Here is a 20,596-nt window from a genome sequence, read left to right as displayed (position 1 = left end):
CCTGGACCTCCTTCCTTGAATTAATCAATAACTTCGCCTGTTGCCTTAGCAAAACGAACTTTTTTGTCTCCATCCATCTTGAAGCCTACTCTTGTTGCTTTTCCGTTATGAAGTAACATAACGTTTGATGCATCAATGTAACCTTCCTGATGTACGATTCCGCCGTTCTGGTTTGCCATGCTTGGCTTTGTATGCTTTGTCAGCATATTGACGCCTTCAACCAGGACTCTTCCGTCTTTTTTATCTACGGCAATAACTTTGCCTTCTTTATCTTTATCTTTTCCGGCGATAACCTTAACCATATCACCTTTTTTAATTTTCATAGTTGACATTCTCAGGCACCTCCTTACAGTACTTCCGGAGCCAAAGAAACAATCTTCATAAAGTGTTTCTCTCTAAGCTCTCTTGCTACTGGTCCAAAAATACGTGTTCCACGTGGGTTCAAATCGTCTTTTATAATAACAGCAGCATTTTCATCGAATCTGATATAGGAACCGTCTTTACGACGAGCGCCTTTTACAGAACGGACAACAACAGCTTTAACGACATCACCTTTTTTTACAACGCCGCCTGGTGTTGCATCTTTAACAGTTGCAACGATCACATCTCCGATGTTGGCGTATCTTCTTGTAGAACCGCCAAGAACACGGATACACAGTAACTCTTTCGCACCTGTGTTGTCTGCTACTTTAAGTCTGCTTTCTTGCTGTATCATGCAGGTAAACCTCCTTCAAATAATTATTTCGCTTTCTCCATGATTTCCACAAGTCTCCATCTCTTGTCCTTGGACAGCGGTCTTGTTTCCATAACTTTTACTGTATCTCCAACTTTACACTCGTTGTTCTCGTCATGAGCTTTGAGCTTGTAAGTTCTCTTTACGATTTTGTTGTAAAGTGGATGTTTTACATGGTCTTCAACAGCAACAACAATCGTTTTGTCCATCTTGTCGCTGACAACCTTACCCGTACGGGTTTTTCTTAAATTTCTCTCTTCCACGGTTGCTGCTCCTTTCACTATGCTCTTTTAGCCTCTGTAATCAGAGTCTGGATACGAGCGATATTCTTTCTTACTTCTTTGATTCTGCTTGTATTATCCAACTGATTTGTTGCGTTCTGGAATCTCAGATTAAAGAGTTCCTTCTTAGCAGCTACTAATTCTTCATTTAATTCCTCTACGGATTTTCCTTTTAACTCGTTTACAAATGTATTAATTTTCACTGTTATCACCGCCTTCTAAGTCTGCGCGAGAAACGATTTTGCATTTGCAAGGTAATTTATGCATTGCAAGTCGAAGTGCCTCTCTAGCTGTTTCCTCTGGTACTCCTGCAATCTCAAACATAACACGGCCTGGTTTAACTACTGCTGCCCAATACTCAACAGTACCTTTTCCACTACCCATACGAGTCTCAGCCGGTTTTGCTGTGATCGGCTTGTCTGGGAAGATTTTGATCCAAACCTTACCACCACGCTTGATGTAACGTGTCATAGCAACACGGGCTGCCTCGATCTGGTTAGAACGAATCCAGCATGGTTCCATAGCTACGATACCATATTCACCGTAAGAAATCTTATTACCTCTAAGAGCCTTACCTTTCATAGTACCACGGAACTGTTTACGACGTTTTACTCTTTTTGGCATTAACATTATCTATCTCTCCCTTCCTTATCTGCTTTAGTCGGAAGAACTTCGCCTTTGTAAATCCAAACCTTTACACCGACTTTTCCGTAAGTTGTATCAGCTTCTGCGAATCCATAATCGATGTCAGCACGAAGTGTCTGCAGCGGAATTGTTCCCTCGCTGTAGAACTCTGTACGAGCCATATCAGCACCACCAAGACGTCCAGATACGGAAGTCTTAACTCCGAGTGCTCCAGCCTTCATAGTTCTGGACATGCAGGATTTCATAGCACGTCTGAAGGAGATACGGTTCTCAAGCTGCTGAGCAATGTTCTCAGCTACGAGCTGTGCATCTTTGTCCGGTCTCTTAACTTCTTTGATGTCAACGATGAGCTTCTTATCTGTGAACTGTGCAAGCTCTGCTTTCACCTTTTCGATCTCGGAACCACCCTTGCCGATTACGACACCAGGCTTAGCTGTATAAACGATGATCTTAACGCGATCGGATGCTCTTTCGATTTCAATCTTAGAGATTCCAGCGCTGTATAATCTCTTCTTTAAAAACTTTCTGATCTCGTGGTCTTCAACCAGATTGTCAGCGAAATCTTTTTCTGCGTACCATTTGGAATCCCAGTCTTTGATAACGCCAACTCTCAGGCCATGAGGATTAACTTTCTGTCCCATATTGTCCTCCTATCTCTCATTGAGCACGATTGTGATGTGGCTCATTCTCTTCTCGATTCTGTAAGCTCTACCCTGTGCTCTAGGTTTGATTCTCTTCATTGTCGGTCCTTTGTTTGCGTAGCATTCCTCGATGTAGAGGTTCTCAACGCTCATACCGTTGTTATTCTCAGCATTTGCGATTGCTGATTTCAGTAACTTCTCTATAACGCTTGAAGCATATCTTGGATTGTATGCTAAAATACCAAGTGCTGTCTGTACATCCTTGCCTCTGATGGCATCAAGAACGAAACATGCCTTCTGAACAGATACTCTTGCATAAGAAATCTTAGCTGAAGGTCTTGTATCTCTCTGCTCGTTTCTTTCTCTTTTGATCTGGGATCTATGTCCTCTTGCCATGGATGAACCCTCCTTTCAAAATGTATGAAAATTATCTAACTCTTGACTTCTTCTCGTCTTTTCCGTGTCCTCTGTAAGTTCTTGTTGCAACGAACTCACCGAGCTTGTGGCCTACCATATCCTCTGTAACATATACAGGCACATGTCTTCTTCCATCATGTACGGCAAATGTATGACCTACAAATGATGGGAAGATTGTAGAACGGCGTGACCATGTCTTTATAACTGTTTTATCACCTGCAGCGTTCATAGCGTCTACTTTTTTAAGTAAGCTTTCGTCTGCAAATGGTCCTTTTTTAAGTGAGCGAGCCATAGGTTCTAACCTCCTTGTGAATCTGATTATTTAATCGCTTTACCATCTCTTCTTCTTACAATCAGCTTGTTAGAAGCTTTGTTCTTCTTACGAGTCTTAAGACCAAGTGCCGGTTTACCCCATGGAGTACACGGTCCTGGACGTCCGATACTTGTCTTACCTTCTCCACCTCCGTGTGGATGGTCGTTAGGGTTCATTACGGAACCACGAACTGTAGGTCTGATTCCCATGTGACGCTTACGTCCTGCTTTACCAACATTGATCAGGTTGTGATCACCGTTTCCTACAACACCGATAGATGCGCGGCAGATGATCGGAACCATTCTCATTTCTCCTGAAGGAAGTCTCAGTGTAGCGTACTTTCCTTCTTTAGCCATCAGCTGTGCACTGTTACCAGCGGAACGAACCAGCTGTCCACCTTTTCCTGGGTACAGCTCGATGTTGTGAATCTGTGTACCAACCGGAATCTCTGAAAGTGGAAGGCAGTTTCCTACTCTAACCTCAGCGTCAGCACCGTTCATAACTGTCATGCCGTCTGTAAGTCCTTCTGGAGCAAGGATGTATGCTTTCTCACCATCTGCGTAGCAGATCAGTGCGATGTTAGCACTTCTATTTGGATCATACTCGATTCCAACAACTGTTGCCGGAATTCCGTCTTTCTTTCTCTTAAAGTCGATAATTCTATATTTCTTCTTAGCTCCGCCGCCACGATGTCTTACTGTGATTTTACCCTGTGCGTTACGGCCAGCTTTTCTCTTCTTGGATTCGAGGAGGGATTTCTCTGGAGTTGTCTTTGTGATCTCTGAGAAATCAGAACCTGTCATCTGTCTTCTGGAAGGTGTATATGGGTTATATGTTTTGATTCCCATTACTGTCTCTCCTTTCGTTTGCTCTGATTATTTGTTTCACGGGTTTGCACCGTATAATGTCTTATATCTTACAGTCCTTCGAAAATCTCGATATCAGCGCTGTCTTCTGTCAGTGCTACTACAGCTTTCTTTGTCTTAGCTGTCTTTCCGAAAGTCATTCCACGTCTTTTGCTCTTACCATCAAGGTTCATTGTGTTGACGCTTTTTACTTTTGTACCGTTGAACATTTTTTCAACAGCTTCTTTGATCTGAGATTTTGTAGCCTCTGTGTGTACAAGGAATGTATATTTCTTGTCAGCCATAAGCTCCATGCTCTTCTCAGTTACAACTGGTTTAAGGATTACATCATAATACTGAATGTTTGCCATTATGCGTACACCTCCTCGATTGCTGCAACAACAGCTTTCGTAGCGATTACTGTGTTGTATTTCAGGATGTCATATACGTTGATTGTGTTTGTACGTGCTGTTTTAACATCCGGGATATTCTTTGCAGAAATCTCAACATTCTTGTTTCCATCTTCAAGAACTACCAGCGCCTTGTTAACGTTCAGGTTGTTCAGTACTGCCTGGAATTTCTTTGTTTTGATTTCATCGAAATTAAGCTCATCGACAACGATGAATTTATTCTCTTCTACTCTGGAAGTAAGTGCAGACTTAAGAGCTGCTCTCTTCTCTTTCTTATTCATTTTGAAGGAATAGTCTCTCGGAACTGGAGCGAATACAACTCCACCGCCTGTCCACTGTGGTGATCTTGTTGATCCCTGTCTTGCGTGACCTGTTCCTTTCTGTCTCCATGGTTTTCTTCCGCCACCGGAAACTTCAGAACGCGTCTTGGCTTTCTGTGTTCCCTGACGATTGTTTGCAAGCTGATTTACTACTGCCATGTGTACGAGGTGCTCGTTAACTTCAACACCGAATACAGCATCGTTCAGTTCGATTGTATCAACTTCTTTACCTTCGATATTGTAAACAGATACTTTTGCCATCTGTATGTTCCTCCTTTCTTAGCTGTCAGACTAGTTTGCCTTCACTGTCTCTTTGATTGTTACCAGGCATTTCTTTGGTCCCGGTACAGAACCTTTAACGAGGATGAGATTGTTCTCTGCATCAACTCTTACTACTTCAAGATTCTGAACAGTGATCTTCTTGTTACCCATCTGTCCTGGCATCTTCTTACCTTTGAATACCTTACTCGGATCAGATGCTGAACCGTTAGAACCAGCATGACGATGGAACTTGGAACCGTGAGTCATAGGTCCTCTGCTCTGGTTGTGACGCTTGATTGCGCCCTGGAAACCTTTACCTTTTGAAACAGCAGTTGCATCAATCTTGTCTCCTGCTGCAAAGATATCAGCTTTAATTTCCTGAGCAAGTGTATACTCTTCAGCGTTCTCAAATCTGAATTCTTTTACATATCTCTTTCCGGATACGCCTGCTTTGTCAAAATGACCTTTTTCGGCTTTTGTCACACCGTTTCTGTGAGCGATGGACTTCTTTCCACTGTTGTCTTTTGTGACAATCTTTTCTTTCTTGTCAACATATCCAACCTGTACTGCGCTGTAACCGTCATTCTCAACTGTTTTAACCTGTGTTACTACACAAGGACCAGCCTGCAGAACTGTTACCGGAATCAGAACTCCGTCTTCTTCATTGAAGATCTGAGTCATTCCAACTTTTGTAGCTAAGATAGCTTTCTTCATTATAATTACCTCCTGTGATTTACAGCGGAACGCTTTCGCGCTCATCCTAAATTTTAGGAATACTGTTTAAAATTAAGATGTCCTTATTATTTGGACTTCATCTTGATGTCGATAAATACACCAGCTGGCATTTCTAATCTAGAAAGTGCATCAACAGTTTTCTGTGTTGGTGTGATGATATCGATCAGTCTTTTGTGAGTTCTCTGCTCGAACTGCTCTCTGGAATCTTTGTACTTGTGTACAGCTCTCAGAATTGTTACAACTTCCTTCTTAGTCGGAAGTGGTACCGGTCCACTCACCTGTGACCCGTTCTTTTTTACAGTTTCGATGATTTTCTTTGCGGATGCATCAACAAGCTGATGATCATACGCCTTCAATGTGATTCTCATTACTTGACTTGCCATAAAAAAAGTCGCCTCCTTTTCGTACTTTTCACATCAGTACGACAAGCGGTGACTGTACACTCTCCCGTGTGTGTCGTGAGAAACTCACACGTTGTTTCATACTCCTACCCTGGTTATCCCATTGGGGCAAATAGTAATCAGTTTTTGATTCGTACAGTGACTTGTCGCCAGTTTCCTAACTTGACATTCGCTCCACGGAAAACCTGCACCAGCTTATTCATTTGCCGGGCAGCAACCTCGCGCTTCATTGCTATCATGTCACAGCTCTCTTAGTATATCCGAGAGTACCGAAAATTGCAAGTACTTTCTTTGTTTTTTTTTAAGTACAATCTTTTTTCTATTTATTTTTGCATTTTCCTTGCAACCAGATCAAATATTACACATAATCAAATCACATTATATATAGAAGAAACTCATCTCAAGTCGTGATCTATCAGGTATCATACTAACCTCAATGCAAAATTTATGTTACTGTTCACTCCCGTGTCAATCACTCCGCTGATTGGCACGGAGAATGCGCGTTTTGACTTGAATGCATCTCGCCCCATCGCCAAAGGCGATTTTAAATGGCGAGATGCGTTGCTGGTCGCACATCGTGTGAACAGTAACAAATTTATAAGGAATCTTATTTTTTGCCCACATAACACTTGACACTGCTCTACACGAATGGTATTATTATCTCGACTTGTAAGACCAAAGGCGGTTTTCCTATTTACCGAGGAGAAACTGTCTTTTTTTATTCGTTTTTACAGGTCAGATACTTCAGTTATCATGCAGTACGCTAACGCCGGATGTTTTCCCCAAGAATATCCCTGCCGCAGCAGTACCGTCAGCGCACAGCCTCTTTGTAGGAATTCCCCAGTTTCGTGTGCAGATGTTTCTGTCTGGTAACTAAAGGATCCTCTCAATTACATACCATAGAAGTGACGCCGCCTGCTGGAGTTGCAGATCCAGCAAAGCGGCGTCATTTCCGTTATAATGCATTCTTGTTACTGTTCACACGATGTGCGACCAGCAACGCATTCTTTACTTTTATAAGAGTTTTTCTATCTCCGGAAATGGACTCAGACTCCTTTTCAATATTCCATGAATATATGCAATCACCATTCCATAGTTTGCAATCGGGATCTTGATCCTGTGCGCAACTGATCCTGTATTTCATTTCGCGTTCATTCAGCATACACCCTCCACAATGAATGATCATTTTGTATGAACCAAGGTCATCTGGGAATTCTGTTCCTGAAGAAGTCTCTATTATAAGTTCTTTCCCTGTATACTCTTTCAGCCAGCGTGGAATCTTCACCGTACCAATATCATCACACTGTCTATGATGCGTGCACCCCTCACTGATCAGGACTTTATCGCCGTCTCTTAAACTATCAAGTGCTTTTACCCCACGCACCATCGTTTCCAGATTCCCTTTATATCTTGCAAATAAAATAGAAAAGGATGTCAGTAAAATATCTTTTGGTGTATCTTTCGCAACTTTTCCAAAAACCTGGCTATCTGTAATAACCATCTTTGGCTTTTTTCCAAGTGAAGCTAATGTTTTTGTAAGTTCCGTTTCTTTCACAACGATTGCAGATGCATCCGCATCGAGAATATCTCGAATCGTCTGCTGCTGTGGTAAAATCAGACGTCCCTTTGGTGCCGCACTGTCAATTGGCACAACAAGCACTACAAAATCGGATGGTTCAAGAAGATCTCCAACAATCTTTCGTTCTTCCTCCTCCTTTCCTTTCAACGCTCCAAGTTCTTCCTTCAGCTCATAAATTCCGCTTTTATCCGCTGCACTTACAAGAAGAATCTTCTCTTTCTCTGTTTTTAAATAACTTGCGGTATTTTCCTGTACCCGCAATCTCTCATCTTCTTGTGTAAACTGTTCACATTTATTCAGTACTATTATATAAGGTATGTTCTTTTTCTGAATCTGCTCTGTTATCTTGAGATCTTCTTCACTGACACCACACGTTCCATCAATCACAACAACAGCAATGTCTGTCTTATTCAACACCTGATAGCTCTTCTTCGCACGAAGTTCACCCAGTTCACCTTCATCATCAATTCCAGGAGTATCCATCATCACAACAGGACCCAACGGAAGAAGTTCCATTGTCTTATAAACCGGATCCGTTGTTGTTCCTTTCACATCAGAAACTATCGCAAGATCCTGTCCTGTTACCGCATTCATCACGCTTGATTTTCCAGCATTCCGCTTACCAAAAAAGCCGATGTGCACTCGTTCGGACACCGGCGTCTGATTCATACCCATATTCTTTTTCCTTTCTTTTGGCGGAGACATGTGGGAATCGAACCCACCCGGGACGTACCACGCCCCACACTGGTTTTGAAGACCAGGAAGCACACCAGTTACTCTTCTGCCTCCATAATGCTTTGACATTCTGTTGTTGATATATTTATCAAGAAACGGAGCAAACGCCAGCTGATATCTGGTCATCCGCTCCGCTACCTGATTCTATCCTAACAGAATCTTTCTTTCCTGTAAATCACAATTACTTACAGCAATTCCTCTGCCATCTTCTCAATGTCTGCTTTGTTCTGATCATCCATAGAAGACATGATCTTTACTGAAGTCTCAAGCCATGTGATGTTTTTGCTCTTCTCAAACATTCCTGTCATCACTTTACCGGCCATAGAAGCCCAGGATCCGTTCTCGATCAGACCAATTGTCTTATTCTGATAGTTACGTTCTGTCAAGTGCTCGATAAATGTCTTCATGAACGGGAATACATCTCCATTATAAGTTGTTGAAGCAAGAACGATCTTACCGTAACGGAACGCCTCTTCCACTGCCTCAGCCATATCTTCACGGGCAAGATCTGTAACAACAACTTTCGGACACCCTTTTTCTTTCAGTTTCTCAGCAAGAAGTTCCACTGCCTTCTTTGTATTTCCATAAACAGATGTATAAGCGATCATAACGCCTTCAGACTCTGTTCCGTAAGAAGACCATGTATTATACTGTCCAATGTAATGCTCCAGATTCTCTGTAAGAACCGGTCCATGCAGTGGGCAGATTATCTGAATATCCAGTGTTGCTGCAACCTTCAAAAGATTCTGAACCTGTGCTCCGTATTTTCCAACAATTCCGATATAGTAACGGCGTGCTTCGCAATCCCAGTCTTCCTCTACATCAAGCGCTCCGAACTTACCGAATCCATCCGCAGAGAAAAGAACCTTATCCTTGCTATCGTATGTTACCATTACCTCCGGCCAATGTACCATCGGTGCAAATACAAATGTAAGCTCATGTTTTCCAAGTGTCAGTGTATCTTTATTCTTCACTTCCAGCTTGTTCTCGTCTGCAAGTTTCAGGTCACGGAAAAAGTTTCCGATCATTGTAAATGTCTTTGCATTTCCAACCACCTTTGTATTCGGATATACTTCCAGAAATTTCTGAATATTTGCTGAATGATCCGGCTCCATGTGCTGAACGATCAGGTAATCAGGTGTTGCTCCATTCAATACATCTGCAATATTCTTCAGCCACTCATCGCCAAAAGCTGCATCCACTGTATCCATAACCGCAATTTTCTCATCATTGATCACATAGGAATTGTAAGCCATGCCATTCGGCACAATATAGTGACCCTCGAATAAATCAATGTTGTGATCATTTACACCTACATATAAAATGTCATCTGTAATTCTCATATTATGCTCCTTCTCTGCCGAACTATCAGCAGTCTTTTCATTACCGCTCCCACTGATCTGTGAGCAGCACTTTTTTCGTTACTGTACACTCTCGTGTGAACAGTAACCTTTTTTCTTTTATTACTGAATAGAGTATAGCGCAAACCGCCCTCAGAATCAACGTTCATTCTCATATTCTCGTTTCTTTTTTGAAAACATGTTACTGTTCACTTCCATATCTATCACTCCACTGTTCAACACAGAATATGCACATTTTGCCTTGAATCCAAAGATCAGACCATGCACTCATGAAGTTCTTCTCTCTCAATCCCCTTTTCCTGCATTACATGCTTGATCTGTTCTACCGCCTCAAGCGGTGCCGCCCAGGCAAGTCCACAACCGGCCGAGATTACTCTTGGCACCGGAATCAGCCTGCCCGGTACCTCCTCTGCCTTACATGCTTTTTCCATTGCCATCGCATCCGCAGTTGTGTGAAATGTCACCACAAGTTTTAATTCTTTCTTTCGCATTTATGAGATCTCCTGTTTTCCTTTTATCTTTCTCAAAAAATCACAGATTGCCCAGGCAATACTCATACCTGCCGCAATCCCTAGTGCATATAAAAATGTATCTCTTCCATAATTCCACGCCTGATGTAAATCCCCCTCAACAACGCTTCTCATGCAATAATAAAGTGTGCTTCCGGGAATCAGCGGAATCACCGATGTTACAAAAAATGACGTCGAAGTACTCCTGCAACTACGTGCAAGTATCTCCGCATATAAGTCGATTCCAAAAGCTGCTGCCAGTGTTGGAAAAAACACACCACCCCAGCATTCTCTGCAGATGATAAATAGCAGCCAGCCCAGAAAACCACCAAGTGCCGCCAACGGAAGGTGTTTCTTCTTCATATGAAACAATATGCCAAATGCAACCGAACCCGCTGCACCTGTAAATAATTGAACAATATACGTCATCAACCAATCCTCCCAATCAGAAATATTGCTCCGATAAATCCAAGTGCAAGCACTGCTGCAAGAAGCATCGCCTCTATAAAACGCATAACCCCAGATATTGTATCTCCGATCAATATATCACGAATCGCATTTGTTGCCATCAATCCCGGGATCAATAACATAATATCACCAATCATAATCTTATCCACGTGCAGAGCCGGAAAAAGCCTCGCCATAACACAAATAAAACATCCCGCAAGAAATGATGCCACAAATTGAAACGTCACTTCATTCATGCAATACTTTCTTATATGTCTCTGTGCTCCCCAGATTAAGATGCCTGCTAATCCGGCCAGTAATGCATCCCAAAGATTTCCTCCATAGAAAAGCGCAAAACTAAAAGCTGCCAGAATACTCCCTGCGAGTTTTCCTGTCTGTGTCGGAACAACTTTGTCAATCTGATCGAAGACTTCCCTGAGTTCTTCAGGAGACATAGGATTCTGGCAAAACTGTCTACTCAAATGATTCAATTTCTCCAGCTTCTCAAAATCATTTCCTCCGGTCTTTCGGATTCTCCTTGTCTGAGTTCGTACATTTTCTTCTGGAAATTCCATTGTAATAACAATACTCGATGTGATCACGAACACATTCATCTGTGTTGCACCGCATGCATATCCCATACGGTTCAATGTATCTTCTACACGAAATATCTCCGCCCCACTTGAAAGCAGCGCATCTCCGATATCAAGAAATACATGCAGATATTTTGTTGAAATATACATGCTGTTATCCTCACACTTTCCTTTTTTCTCAACTCTTTTATTATAACCGAAACCAGACAAATAGAAAACATTTTTCATTACTAAAATACTCCCTTTACCAAATTCACATTCAGTAAAGGGAGCAAGGCTTTTTACTATTTCATTTTACTCGATCACAACAGCAAATCCATCTTCGATTTCTTCTACTGTTGTTTTCTTTCCGTGATCCTTTGCAAATTTCTCCACATTTGTTTTCTGATGTGGTTCTGTCACAAGAACCTTTACCGGACTACTGTCACTTTTAATCGCTTCCGCTGTCAGCATCAATGGTTCCGGACAAGATAATCCTCTTGCATCTACTTCTCTCATAACTATTTTCTCCTTATTTTGCTTCGCTTCTCTTGTTTGTAAATGCGATTACAAAACATACAATAATACAAATAATTGCTGCGATCTTACCTGCTGGCGGAACAGCTCCGGCTACGATCTCACCTGTCTCAGCATTCAGTGCTGTTCCACTTGCTGCCAGACCAAGGTTATGTGCAAGTGCTCCACCTGCAAACATACCGATCACTGTTACTCCTGCATCAGATGATCCCTGACCTGCAAGTACAAGCTGACGCAGTGGGCATCCTCCTGCAAGAACTGCTGCAAATCCTACTGCATACATTCCAAGAATGCTCCACAGGTGCTGGGAGTGAGCGATCACTCCAGGTGTATTGAATGCAAGAACAAAATGTCCTGTTGCAATATTGTATACAAGCATAACTGCGAAGAATCCTACAATGATTGTGATCAGGTCAAAGTTCTTCATAAGAATGATATCACGGATACTTCCTGCGAAACACATTCTTGATTTCTGAGCAAATGCTCCAAAGAGAAGTCCACCGATCAGAGAAATAATGATTGGTGCATGCATACTTCCAGGACCTGCTGTACTACTCTTTAAAAGATTTGTTCCAAGTGCAAGTACAAGTACTCCGATCATAAGAAGTGGAAGTACACTTCCGCTCACTTTATTTGTCACATGTGCACGCCCAAGGCTGAAACCTTTCTTCAGTGCAAACACGCCTGTAGCAATACCAAGTACAAATCCGATCAGTGCTACCCATGCATTCAGATCTCCGGCTGACATACGAATCACCATACGAAGCGGACATCCAAGGAATACAAGTGCTCCGATCACAAGAATCATTCCGAGTACAAAACGTACGATTGTGGAAGATCCTGCTGTTGCACGATATTCTTTTGTCGCAATTGAAATAATAAATGCACCGAGGACGATTCCTATGATCTCCGGTCTTGCATACTGTACCGGCTCTGCGGAATGAAGTCCAAGTGCTCCTGCTGTATCACGCACAAAACACGCAATACAGATTGCCATGTTCGCTGGGTTACCAAAATAAGCAAGTGTTGCTGCCACCAGACCCATTACGACACCGGCGATTCCCAGTTTCTTCTTTGAATCAAATAAATTCATTTTCTCTTCCTCTCTTTCTTTACAACTCCTTTATCGCACGAATTGCAAAATCAACTTCTTCTTCCGTATTGTAATGAGAGAAACTGAAGCGGACAGCTCCCTGTTCTACTGTACCGAGTGCTTTGTGCATCAGTGGTGCACAGTGTGCTCCCGGTCTGGTCGCAATCCCATAAACTTCATTCAATTCATCACTGACTTCCGAAGAGTCATAATCTCCCAGATTGAAAGTCACGATCGGAGCTCTTTCCTCTGCTGTAAAATCTCCATAGACTTTCACATCCGGGAGCTGAGAAATCCCATCATAAAACCTGCGCATCAGATGGAGTTCTTTCTCGCGGATCACATCAATTCCTGTACGGTTCAGATAATCAATTGCTGCGCCAAGTCCTGCAATCCCATGCCCATTAAGAGTTCCGGCCTCAAGTGCCGTCGGCATCTGGGATGGGTGATGCATGTTATAAGTATCCACGCCGCTTCCTCCGCACAGAAGCGGACGAATTTCCACACCTTCCCTAACATAAAGTCCTCCGGTCCCCTGCGGTCCAAGCAGACCTTTATGTCCTGTGAAGCACAATACATCAACCCCAAGTTCCTGCACATCAATCGGATAAACACCTGCTGTCTGAGAAGCATCCACAACAAACAAAATATGCTTCTCTGATGCAATCTGTCCTACCCGTTTCAGATTGATCATATTTCCCGTTAGATTTGAAGCATGGGTACACACAATTGCTTTTGTATTTTTCCGCACCGCATTCTCCATCTCTTCATATGACAGATTTCCCTTTTCATCACAGTTTAGAATCGTAAGCTCTACTCCCTGTTCCTGACACCAGTACAGCGGACGCAATACTGAATTATGTTCCAGTACTGTCGTGATCACATGATCACCCGGTTGAAACAAACCTTTCAATGCAATATTGAGACTCTCTGTAGAATTTGCAGTAAATGCAATTCTTGTCGGACTTTCTGCATTGAAAAAATCTGCAAGCTTTTCCCTTACTGCATAGATACTTCTCGAAGCATCAAGTGCAGCTTCTGTTCCGCCTCTCCCTGCATTACCCATATGCTCGAGAGCATAGAGAATCGCCTCTTTTACTTCTTCCGGTTTCTGCAATGTAGTTGCCGCATTATCCATGTAGATCATAGGGCTTCTCTTCCTTTCTGTATGTGTTTATATCGTTTACTTTTTAGATACAAATCACTAGTTATAGTATACTTCTCTTTTCTGTTTCCGTCTAATAGGAATCCGTAATGGATCTGCCCTATTTATAGGCTTTTTCTATAAATAGGGCGTGTTATTTGCATTCACCTATCCCTGTATTTTCTTTCTTCAAATACATTCTCTTTATCATCTTTATAAAACGCTCTGCTGCCGGAAGCAACGGATATTCTGCATCATAGACAAGGTTGATCATTCTCTTTCCACCTTGACTGCCCAGTGGAAAAGCCAGAAGTGTTCCATTTTTCAATTCCTCTTCTGCCGCAAGTTTAGACAAAATCGTAACTCCCATCCCTTTACTTACAGATCTTTTGATTGTCTCCTGATTCTCCATCAATGCTGCAAGCTTCAGTTTCTTCATATCAATCCCTTGTTCTGCCAGCATTTTTTCTGCTTCTTTCTTTGTTCCGGATCCTTCTTCTCTTAAGATCACCGGCTCGTCCATGATCCAATCCGCCAATATTTGTCCACCACAAAGCTTTTCAACAAATTTCTCATTTGCCGGAGTAAGCACAACTAATTCGTCTTCATAAAATGGAAGATATTTACAGTTTCCTTTCTCGATCACGGTTCCTGTAAATCCAATATCAATATGATGGGAAAGAATCATATCGATAACACCTTCGCTGTCTGTCTCAAAAAGCTTCAATTTTTCACCAGGATATTCTGCATGAAATGTAGACATTACATTTGGAAGAATATATTGCGCCGGTACGGTTGAAGCACCAATACGAAGTACATTTCCCTCCGGTTTTATTTCTTTTCCAAACCGCCCTTTTATTGTCTTTTCGATTTCAAGCATTTGTACCGCATAAGCATAAAGCTCTTTTCCATTCTCTGACAGCTCAACTCCTCTTGTATTTCTTATAAGGAAACAGGTCTTCAGCTCTTTTTCTAATGCAGACACATGTGCACTAACAGTTGGCTGCGTAAGAAATAACTGCTTTGCCGCTTCCGAAAAACTTTTTGTTTCTGCTACTTTCACAAATGCTTCCAGTTGTTTTAAGTTCATTCACTCTCCCCTTGCTTTCCTCTGATTTATTCTCTTTGTAATTTATTTCCTGCCAAGCGTTCTGTCTGTGCACCTTCTTTTGCTGTAAATCCGATTCGATCTGTATATTCAAAAATCAATCTGGCATTTTTTCTGCTCGTCTGAAATACTTCTTTCACCTGACTCAGTGTAATCACCTTAGACACGGATAACATACAACTTACTTCTGTTCTGATTTTAAACGTAATCTCTGTTGTTGTATAAACACTCTCACAAACCTCTGTAATTTCGTTTTCTTCCTGCATATAATTCAGAATTTCCATCAATTCATCCTGACTTTGTATTCCACTTTTCTTTTTCGTTTTTTTTGCTGACTCAAAAAATGTTTCCAATTCCACTTTGTTCAAAAAGAAAACGTTATTCTCCTCTGATTGACTGGCAAAAATTTCTCTTAACTTAGAAATTTCTTCCGTCTCTTTTACTTTATATCCCTCCGGAGAAATCAGCTCTATACCAGAATTTTCCTGTTGCAACCTTATACAACCGACATTTCCATGTTCCTCCAATAGTATAAGACATTTCTGAATTTCCCGGTTCTGCTCTTTTTTCCCTTTGCTGATCTGATTGAAAAGAACTGTCTTTGGCATTCCTCTTCGATATGGATGAGCAGACAACCAGCTTTCCAATTCATCCATAATTCTCTTTTCTAAAGAAATCTGTTCCTGCTGGCTCTTTTCTTGATCTGGGATTTCCTTTGAACACTTATTTTCTTGATTCCAAAGATTGTTTTCCAACAGTTCCAGTCTTTGTAAAACCCCATCATGATATTTTCGCTCTTTTTTTTCTCCCATTTCAAGGATAATTCCTCCACCGATTGTCTCGAGTGGTGAATAAAACCGGATAACAAACCGGTCCCCCGGACAAAACGCAGCAGCTTCTTCTAATCTTAGTTGGACATAGGCTGATTCTCCCGGTTCAACTTTCTCACAGGACAGCGGAACTGCTCTGCACAGAACTTCTGTTGTTCCGCTATAAAAATGTAATCGAGTCTGGTGTTCAATACTTCTTTTACTCTGAGGAAGAAGTGTCAGTTTTGCATTCACATAGTGGCTGACTTTCATGCTTCCTTCCGGTGCGATCACATTTCCTCGATACACAAACTTCCCATCGCTGCTCTGTCTTCGATCCGTCTGAACCAAGTTCAGTGCGCTCCGCTGACCTGCTTCACAAACTTCTGCTTCCTGCTCATGCACCTGAACTCCACGGACTCTGCACGAAGTTTGTTGTGGATAGACCATCACCCGATCTCCCGAATGAATTTTTCCGCCAAGAAGTGTTCCCGTCACAACCGTTCCGCTTCCTTTCATTGAAAATACTCTGTCCACAGGAAGTCTTGGCAATGCAGGAGTTTTCCACATTTCTTTCTGCTTTTTTACACATTTCAGGATTTGACTTCTTAATTCTTCAATTCCAGCTCCGGATTTTGCTGAAACACGTACAATGTCCACCTTATATTCCAGCTTATCTTCTGCCTGATCATTTCTCTGACCTACTGTAAACATCTGTTGCATTTCTTCACAGATCTGCTGTTCTACCATCTTCAGCCATTCCTCATCCACAAGGTCACATTTATTCAAAACAACAAGGATATTCTCAACACCCAAAAGGCGTAAAATTGCCAGATGTTCTCTTGTCTGTGGCATAATCCCCTCATCTGCAGCAATTACAAGAAGAACAAGGTCCATTCCTACCACACCTGCAGTCATATTAGAGATAAATTTCTCATGCCCGGGAACATCAATGATTCCGACACGCTCTCCGTCTGTCAGATCCATCCATGTAAACCCTAGATCAATTGTGATTCCACGTGCTTTCTCTTCTTTCAGACGGTCTGTATCTCTTCCCGTTAATGTCTTGATCAGTGTTGTCTTCCCATGATCGATATGTCCGGCTGTTCCGATGATCACATGTCTTTCCATCTAATGCAGTCCCTTTCTTAATACTGTTTTCTTTCTCAGTTCTGTTTTCTTTCCATAACATGTCTGATCTGTGTCGCCAGATATTCGATTCCTTCTTCCGGGAAAGTTCTCATATCCAGAAGGAAACGCCCTTCCTTTATTCTTCCGATTACCGGAATTGAGAGATTTCTCATCCTGCTTTCTAATTCTTCAACGGTAATCTCGTTTGCTTCCAATGTTACTCCATAACTTGAAATCTCTGTTTCGGGAAGTGCTCCGCCGCCTGCCTTAGAAATACATTTTTCCACTTGAATCTGAACCAACGCTCCCTCTTGACTCCATCTATCAGCACAGACTCTTGCCTTCTCTTTTATTTCCTCCGCAGGTCTTGTCAGCATTCTCAAGGTCGGAATCTTTTGAACCGCTTCTTTCTGATCCAGATAACATTTCAATACTTCTTCTATCGCTGTCAATGTAAATTTATCTGCTCGAAGAGCCCGAAGCAACGGATGGTTACGCATCTGATCAATATATCTTTTCTTTCCGACAAGGACTCCGGCCTGTGCTCCACCAAATAGTTTATCCCCACTAAAACAAACAACATCTGCACCGGCCTTTACTTCTTCCTGTACGGTTGGTTCTTTGGATAAACCATATTCCTCCAGATTTATAAGTACGCCACTGCCTAGATCTTCAATCACAGGAATTCTGCTTCGTTCTGTATGATTCTCGAAGATTTCAGGTGACAATTCCTGCGTGCACTCTATCAGGCCATTACTTAATTCATACAATTCTTCTGCACTTACCGATTCTGTAAACCCGACAATCCTGTAATTACTTGTGTGGACTTTCAAAAATGCTTTCGTCTTTTCACTGACTGCTGCTTTATAATCTTCTATCCTTGTACGATTGGTTGTCCCGACTTCTTTCAAAATAGCACCGCTTAATTCAAGAACTTCCGGAATACGGAATTTCCCTCCGATTTCAACAAGTTCTCCTCTGGAGACGATCACTTCTCCGCCTTTTGTCAATGCACTCAAGGCAAGAAGTACAGCTCCGGCATTGTTATTCACAACAATTGCCGCTTCTGCTCCTGTGATCTGACAAAGCAATTCTTCTGCATATCCGGTCCTGTTTCCACGTTTTCCAGTCTGTAGATCATATTCCAGACTGGAATAATTCTCTGCAACTGATTTCAGTTTTTCCGCAATCTCATGACTAAGCGGTGCACGTCCAAGCCCGGTATGAAGGATTACTCCTGTTCCGTTATAAACCGGTTGAATCTCCTTTTTCTGTTCTTGTTCCAGAAGATGGTTCACTTCTGATTTCCTTGAACTTGATTCTATCTCATACAGAAATTTCCGAATCATTTCTTTTGCTTCCTGCTCACTGATTCCCTTTTTGATTTCTTGTGAGATTTCATTTCTCAGATTCTCCACAGAATCTCTGACTGCTCCGAGAACACGCTCATATCCTTCTTTCTCTGCCAGTCTCTGAACATTTTCTTTCTTCATCAAGTCATCTACTCGCGGAAGCAGGCGAAAGATCTGATTCTTTTCTTTCTGTAAATTTTCTCTTTTCTTATTCTGATCTGACTTTTCCAACTACTGCTGCTCCTTATTTTCTCTTTCTACAGCGAAATGCCGCAAGAAACCGTTACCGTTCACAGCACACTGTGAACAGTAACAAGAAATCTCTTACAGCATTTCCATTTTTCCTTTTTTTAGTTGGATGAGCTTTCCCTGCCTCTCTTTGACGCAGCCTACAACTGAAACTTTCGTTTCCATTCCCACTGCCTCAAAGTCTGCCAACAGACAATCTAATTCTTCTCCTGGGACACTGACAAGAAGTCCTCCTGAAGTCTGCGGATCACTGATCAGATCTAAATAGACCTCTTCTACATCTCCTGTATCCAAGCCTTCTGCTGCAAACTCCCGGTTCTTATATGCTCCTGCCGGAACGAGCCCCATTCTTGCATATGCAATCGCTTCTGTCATATATTCAATTTGCTCCGGATATAATTCCAAAGTCATTTCACTTGCCTCGGCCATCTCTGTACAATGTCCCAGCAATCCAAATCCCGTCACATCTGTACATGCGTGGATCGTGTGTTTCTCAATTGCTCTTTTCGCTTTCTGATTCAATGAAGCCATCACTTTCGCAGCTTCATCTGCGGCTGCTTCAGAAGCCATCTGTGCTTTCACTGTTGTATTCACAATACCACTTCCAAGCTGTTTGGTCAGAACCAGCACATCTCCCGGCTGACACCCGTAATTCTTATAAATCTTATCCGGGTGAACGAAGCCTGTTACCGAGAGTCCGTATTTCGGTTCATCATCCTGCACCGAATGACCTCCGACTAGAACGGCTCCTGCCTCTAACACCTTGTCTGCTCCGCCTCGCAAGATCTCACCTAAGATCTCCGGATCCAGACAATTTGGAAAACATACAATATTCAATGCAACCTTCGGCTCTCCTCCCATTGCATATACATCGCTTAAGGAGTTCGCCGCTGCAATCTGTCCGAACAGATACGGATCATCCACAACCGGTGTGAAGAAATCCAGTGTCTGTATCATGGCAGTCTCATCCGATATTTTATAAATTGCGGCATCATCTGATGTCTCAACACCGACAAGCAGACGCTCATCGGAAAATTTAGGCAGCTTACCCAGAACCTGGGCAAGGGTCTCAGGACCGATTTTGGCCGCTCAACCAGCTGTCTTTGTCATCTGTGTCAGATGAATCTCTTTGAGTCCCTTACTCATTTCGCTCACTTCCTTTCGATTACTTTTTCAAAACAATTCCCTCGATATACGAAAAAGCTGTTGCAGCAGCTTTCCCATCACATTTTCAAATTACTGTAACTGTTCCTATGTTTCTAACAAGGTTTCACAATCTTACCTGCATGATTCATAGACTCGACAATGTCATACATATTTGTAACTGTTCCTACTGCAAGCTTGTCTTTCAGTCCATAATAATCCAGACATGTCCCACAAGTCACGATTTCAACGCCCTGGCTTTCAAGATTCTTCAGATCCTCCAGAGAGTCAGATCCTTCACATGTGATCTTAGCGCCACCGTTGTAGAAGATCATCTTCTTTGGAAGCTCATCAAGCTGTGTGATTGCAAAGATGCAACCTTTGATCAGCACTTTTCCGAGCTCATCATTTCCACTTCCCATCTTGTCAGAAGAAATCACAACTACTGTATCCCCTGTTGGAACACAATCGCAAACCGCACCCGCCGGTGCAGTCTGAGTTCCCTCTCCTGCAAGTGCCTGAATTGTCACTTTATATTCATTCTCTCCAAGCTTCTCCTGTGTTACTGTTGCGCCTGTACTCTGTGCCATCTTTGTCACATTAGCCACTGCTGTCTCATTATCAACGAGAACTTCTATTGTCTCCGGAGCTGTCAAAGCATCTAATGCTTTCTTTGTCTTAATTACCGGAAGTGGACATTTGTCTCCCATAGCATTTACTGTCACCATTTTTATCGCTCTCCTTTACTTATTCGTTCAGGCATTTTGCCTCAGGCTTCTGTTTTTCAGTATAACATTTTTCCTATGTTGAATCAAACCATTCTAT

At 42.2% G+C, this 20,596-nt stretch carries 25 protein-coding genes, 1 tRNA gene and 1 pseudogene; all 27 read right to left on the bottom strand.

The window, feature by feature from the left end:
* Window positions 1-20: 20 nt before the first annotated feature.
* The gene (rplX, locus tag DXB52_RS01245) at window positions 21-332 is read right to left on the bottom strand and encodes a 50S ribosomal protein L24 (RefSeq protein WP_015528294.1); all 312 of its coding nucleotides are present in this window, start codon (window positions 330-332) and stop codon (window positions 21-23) included.
* Between the two features lie 14 nt (window positions 333-346).
* Window positions 347-715, bottom strand: a complete 369-nt coding sequence (gene rplN / locus DXB52_RS01240) for a 50S ribosomal protein L14 (protein ID WP_015528295.1) — start codon at window positions 713-715, stop codon at window positions 347-349.
* A gap of 23 nt (window positions 716-738) precedes the next feature.
* Complete coding sequence (gene rpsQ, locus DXB52_RS01235) at window positions 739-996, bottom strand: 30S ribosomal protein S17 (protein ID WP_054751807.1); 258 nt, start codon at window positions 994-996, stop codon at window positions 739-741.
* A gap of 17 nt (window positions 997-1,013) precedes the next feature.
* The gene (gene rpmC / locus DXB52_RS01230) at window positions 1,014-1,217 is read right to left on the bottom strand and encodes a 50S ribosomal protein L29 (protein WP_054751544.1); all 204 of its coding nucleotides are present in this window, start codon (window positions 1,215-1,217) and stop codon (window positions 1,014-1,016) included.
* The gene (gene rplP, locus DXB52_RS01225; protein ID WP_005612996.1) at window positions 1,207-1,644 is read right to left on the bottom strand and encodes a 50S ribosomal protein L16; all 438 of its coding nucleotides are present in this window, start codon (window positions 1,642-1,644) and stop codon (window positions 1,207-1,209) included. Before rplP ends, rpmC begins: the two co-directional genes overlap by 11 nt.
* Complete coding sequence (gene rpsC, locus DXB52_RS01220) at window positions 1,644-2,300, bottom strand: 30S ribosomal protein S3 (RefSeq protein ID WP_015528296.1); 657 nt, start codon at window positions 2,298-2,300, stop codon at window positions 1,644-1,646. The genes rplP and rpsC overlap by 1 nt, the downstream gene beginning before the upstream one ends.
* 9 nt (window positions 2,301-2,309) lie before the next feature.
* Entirely contained in the window at window positions 2,310-2,696 is a 387-nt protein-coding gene (rplV, locus tag DXB52_RS01215) for a 50S ribosomal protein L22 (protein ID WP_117497846.1), read from the bottom strand.
* A gap of 31 nt (window positions 2,697-2,727) precedes the next feature.
* Window positions 2,728-3,009 (bottom strand): 30S ribosomal protein S19, encoded by a 282-nt coding sequence (gene rpsS, locus DXB52_RS01210; RefSeq protein ID WP_117497844.1) that lies wholly within the window; start codon window positions 3,007-3,009, stop codon window positions 2,728-2,730.
* Between the two features lie 26 nt (window positions 3,010-3,035).
* Window positions 3,036-3,878 (bottom strand): 50S ribosomal protein L2, encoded by an 843-nt coding sequence (rplB, locus tag DXB52_RS01205; protein WP_015528299.1) that lies wholly within the window; start codon window positions 3,876-3,878, stop codon window positions 3,036-3,038.
* A gap of 68 nt (window positions 3,879-3,946) precedes the next feature.
* Window positions 3,947-4,246 (bottom strand): 50S ribosomal protein L23, encoded by a 300-nt coding sequence (gene rplW, locus DXB52_RS01200; RefSeq protein ID WP_117497842.1) that lies wholly within the window; start codon window positions 4,244-4,246, stop codon window positions 3,947-3,949.
* Window positions 4,246-4,866, bottom strand: coding sequence for a 50S ribosomal protein L4 (gene rplD / locus DXB52_RS01195; protein WP_117497840.1), 621 nt, complete (start codon window positions 4,864-4,866; stop codon window positions 4,246-4,248). The genes rplW and rplD overlap by 1 nt, the downstream gene beginning before the upstream one ends.
* Window positions 4,867-4,896: 30 nt before the next feature.
* Complete coding sequence (gene rplC / locus DXB52_RS01190) at window positions 4,897-5,580, bottom strand: 50S ribosomal protein L3 (protein ID WP_015528301.1); 684 nt, start codon at window positions 5,578-5,580, stop codon at window positions 4,897-4,899.
* An 86-nt stretch (window positions 5,581-5,666) separates the two neighbouring features.
* The gene (gene rpsJ / locus DXB52_RS01185) at window positions 5,667-5,984 is read right to left on the bottom strand and encodes a 30S ribosomal protein S10 (RefSeq protein ID WP_005612986.1); all 318 of its coding nucleotides are present in this window, start codon (window positions 5,982-5,984) and stop codon (window positions 5,667-5,669) included.
* A gap of 1,032 nt (window positions 5,985-7,016) precedes the next feature.
* A pseudogene (gene hydF / locus DXB52_RS01180) lies at window positions 7,017-8,256 on the bottom strand ([FeFe] hydrogenase H-cluster maturation GTPase HydF).
* An 18-nt stretch (window positions 8,257-8,274) separates the two neighbouring features.
* Window positions 8,275-8,370: transfer RNA gene (locus DXB52_RS01175), tRNA-Sec, on the bottom strand.
* A 131-nt stretch (window positions 8,371-8,501) separates the two neighbouring features.
* Window positions 8,502-9,659, bottom strand: coding sequence for an FprA family A-type flavoprotein (locus DXB52_RS01170; RefSeq protein ID WP_118106295.1), 1,158 nt, complete (start codon window positions 9,657-9,659; stop codon window positions 8,502-8,504).
* Window positions 9,660-9,931: 272 nt separating this feature from the next.
* Window positions 9,932-10,168 carry a putative Se/S carrier protein gene (locus tag DXB52_RS01165; RefSeq protein WP_015528306.1) on the bottom strand — a complete coding sequence of 79 codons (237 nt, stop codon included), beginning with the start codon at window positions 10,166-10,168 and terminating at the stop codon, window positions 9,932-9,934.
* Window positions 10,169-10,615 carry a threonine/serine exporter family protein gene (locus tag DXB52_RS01160; RefSeq protein ID WP_117497834.1) on the bottom strand — a complete coding sequence of 149 codons (447 nt, stop codon included), beginning with the start codon at window positions 10,613-10,615 and terminating at the stop codon, window positions 10,169-10,171.
* Entirely contained in the window at window positions 10,615-11,454 is an 840-nt protein-coding gene (locus DXB52_RS01155) for a threonine/serine exporter family protein (protein WP_242987504.1), read from the bottom strand. Before DXB52_RS01155 ends, DXB52_RS01160 begins: the two co-directional genes overlap by 1 nt.
* A 66-nt stretch (window positions 11,455-11,520) precedes the next feature.
* A complete protein-coding gene (locus DXB52_RS01150) occupies window positions 11,521-11,724 on the bottom strand; it encodes a sulfurtransferase TusA family protein (RefSeq protein WP_117497832.1) in 204 nt (67 codons plus the stop codon).
* 13 nt (window positions 11,725-11,737) lie between these two features.
* A complete protein-coding gene (yedE, locus tag DXB52_RS01145; RefSeq protein ID WP_117568503.1) occupies window positions 11,738-12,835 on the bottom strand; it encodes a YedE family putative selenium transporter in 1,098 nt (365 codons plus the stop codon).
* Between the two features lie 19 nt (window positions 12,836-12,854).
* A complete protein-coding gene (locus tag DXB52_RS01140; protein ID WP_117568502.1) occupies window positions 12,855-13,982 on the bottom strand; it encodes an aminotransferase class V-fold PLP-dependent enzyme in 1,128 nt (375 codons plus the stop codon).
* A gap of 151 nt (window positions 13,983-14,133) precedes the next feature.
* On the bottom strand, window positions 14,134-15,069 hold the full coding sequence (locus DXB52_RS01135; RefSeq protein WP_117568501.1) for a selenium metabolism-associated LysR family transcriptional regulator: 936 nt from the start codon (window positions 15,067-15,069) through the stop codon (window positions 14,134-14,136).
* Window positions 15,070-15,095: 26 nt separating this feature from the next.
* Window positions 15,096-17,027, bottom strand: coding sequence for a selenocysteine-specific translation elongation factor (gene selB, locus DXB52_RS01130; RefSeq protein ID WP_117960599.1), 1,932 nt, complete (start codon window positions 17,025-17,027; stop codon window positions 15,096-15,098).
* A 35-nt stretch (window positions 17,028-17,062) separates the two neighbouring features.
* Window positions 17,063-18,610: an L-seryl-tRNA(Sec) selenium transferase gene (gene selA, locus DXB52_RS01125; RefSeq protein ID WP_242995872.1), complete on the bottom strand. Its 1,548-nt coding sequence runs from the start codon at window positions 18,608-18,610 to the stop codon at window positions 17,063-17,065.
* A gap of 93 nt (window positions 18,611-18,703) precedes the next feature.
* Entirely contained in the window at window positions 18,704-19,774 is a 1,071-nt protein-coding gene (gene selD, locus DXB52_RS01120; RefSeq protein WP_117960601.1) for a selenide, water dikinase SelD, read from the bottom strand.
* 113 nt (window positions 19,775-19,887) lie between these two features.
* On the bottom strand, window positions 19,888-20,499 hold the full coding sequence (gene yedF / locus DXB52_RS01115) for a sulfurtransferase-like selenium metabolism protein YedF (RefSeq protein WP_117960603.1): 612 nt from the start codon (window positions 20,497-20,499) through the stop codon (window positions 19,888-19,890).
* Window positions 20,500-20,596: the final 97 nt, after the last annotated feature.

Source organism: Ruminococcus sp. OM04-4AA, assembly GCF_003462585.1.
Lineage (GTDB): Bacteria > Bacillota > Clostridia > Lachnospirales > Lachnospiraceae > Mediterraneibacter > Mediterraneibacter faecis.
The sequence above is the reverse complement of the archived record's forward strand: the minus strand, read 5'-3'. Positions and strand labels throughout refer to the sequence as shown.

Bases quoted from the DNA above. Each gene is read 5' to 3' on its own strand.
- rplX (WP_015528294.1), bottom strand. From the start codon at position 332: ATGTCAACTATGAAAATTAAAAAAGGTGATATGGTTAAGGTTATCGCC.
- rplN (WP_015528295.1), bottom strand. From the start codon at position 715: ATGATACAGCAAGAAAGCAGACTTAAAGTAGCAGACAACACAGGTGCG.
- rplP (WP_005612996.1), bottom strand. From the start codon at position 1,644: ATGTTAATGCCAAAAAGAGTAAAACGTCGTAAACAGTTCCGTGGTACT.
- rpsC (WP_015528296.1), bottom strand. From the start codon at position 2,300: ATGGGACAGAAAGTTAATCCTCATGGCCTGAGAGTTGGCGTTATCAAA.
- rplV (WP_117497846.1), bottom strand. From the start codon at position 2,696: ATGGCAAGAGGACATAGATCCCAGATCAAAAGAGAAAGAAACGAGCAG.
- rpsS (WP_117497844.1), bottom strand. From the start codon at position 3,009: ATGGCTCGCTCACTTAAAAAAGGACCATTTGCAGACGAAAGCTTACTT.
- rplB (WP_015528299.1), bottom strand. From the start codon at position 3,878: ATGGGAATCAAAACATATAACCCATATACACCTTCCAGAAGACAGATG.
- rplW (WP_117497842.1), bottom strand. From the start codon at position 4,246: ATGGCAAACATTCAGTATTATGATGTAATCCTTAAACCAGTTGTAACT.
- rplD (WP_117497840.1), bottom strand. From the start codon at position 4,866: ATGGCAAAAGTATCTGTTTACAATATCGAAGGTAAAGAAGTTGATACA.
- rplC (WP_015528301.1), bottom strand. From the start codon at position 5,580: ATGAAGAAAGCTATCTTAGCTACAAAAGTTGGAATGACTCAGATCTTC.
- rpsJ (WP_005612986.1), bottom strand. From the start codon at position 5,984: ATGGCAAGTCAAGTAATGAGAATCACATTGAAGGCGTATGATCATCAG.
- DXB52_RS01170 (WP_118106295.1), bottom strand. From the start codon at position 9,659: ATGAGAATTACAGATGACATTTTATATGTAGGTGTAAATGATCACAAC.
- DXB52_RS01165 (WP_015528306.1), bottom strand. From the start codon at position 10,168: ATGCGAAAGAAAGAATTAAAACTTGTGGTGACATTTCACACAACTGCG.
- DXB52_RS01160 (WP_117497834.1), bottom strand. From the start codon at position 10,615: ATGACGTATATTGTTCAATTATTTACAGGTGCAGCGGGTTCGGTTGCA.
- DXB52_RS01155 (WP_242987504.1), bottom strand. From the start codon at position 11,454: ATGAAAAATGTTTTCTATTTGTCTGGTTTCGGTTATAATAAAAGAGTT.
- DXB52_RS01150 (WP_117497832.1), bottom strand. From the start codon at position 11,724: ATGAGAGAAGTAGATGCAAGAGGATTATCTTGTCCGGAACCATTGATG.
- yedE (WP_117568503.1), bottom strand. From the start codon at position 12,835: ATGAATTTATTTGATTCAAAGAAGAAACTGGGAATCGCCGGTGTCGTA.
- DXB52_RS01140 (WP_117568502.1), bottom strand. From the start codon at position 13,982: ATGATCTACATGGATAATGCGGCAACTACATTGCAGAAACCGGAAGAA.
- DXB52_RS01135 (WP_117568501.1), bottom strand. From the start codon at position 15,069: ATGAACTTAAAACAACTGGAAGCATTTGTGAAAGTAGCAGAAACAAAA.
- selB (WP_117960599.1), bottom strand. From the start codon at position 17,027: ATGGAAAGACATGTGATCATCGGAACAGCCGGACATATCGATCATGGG.
- yedF (WP_117960603.1), bottom strand. From the start codon at position 20,499: ATGGTGACAGTAAATGCTATGGGAGACAAATGTCCACTTCCGGTAATT.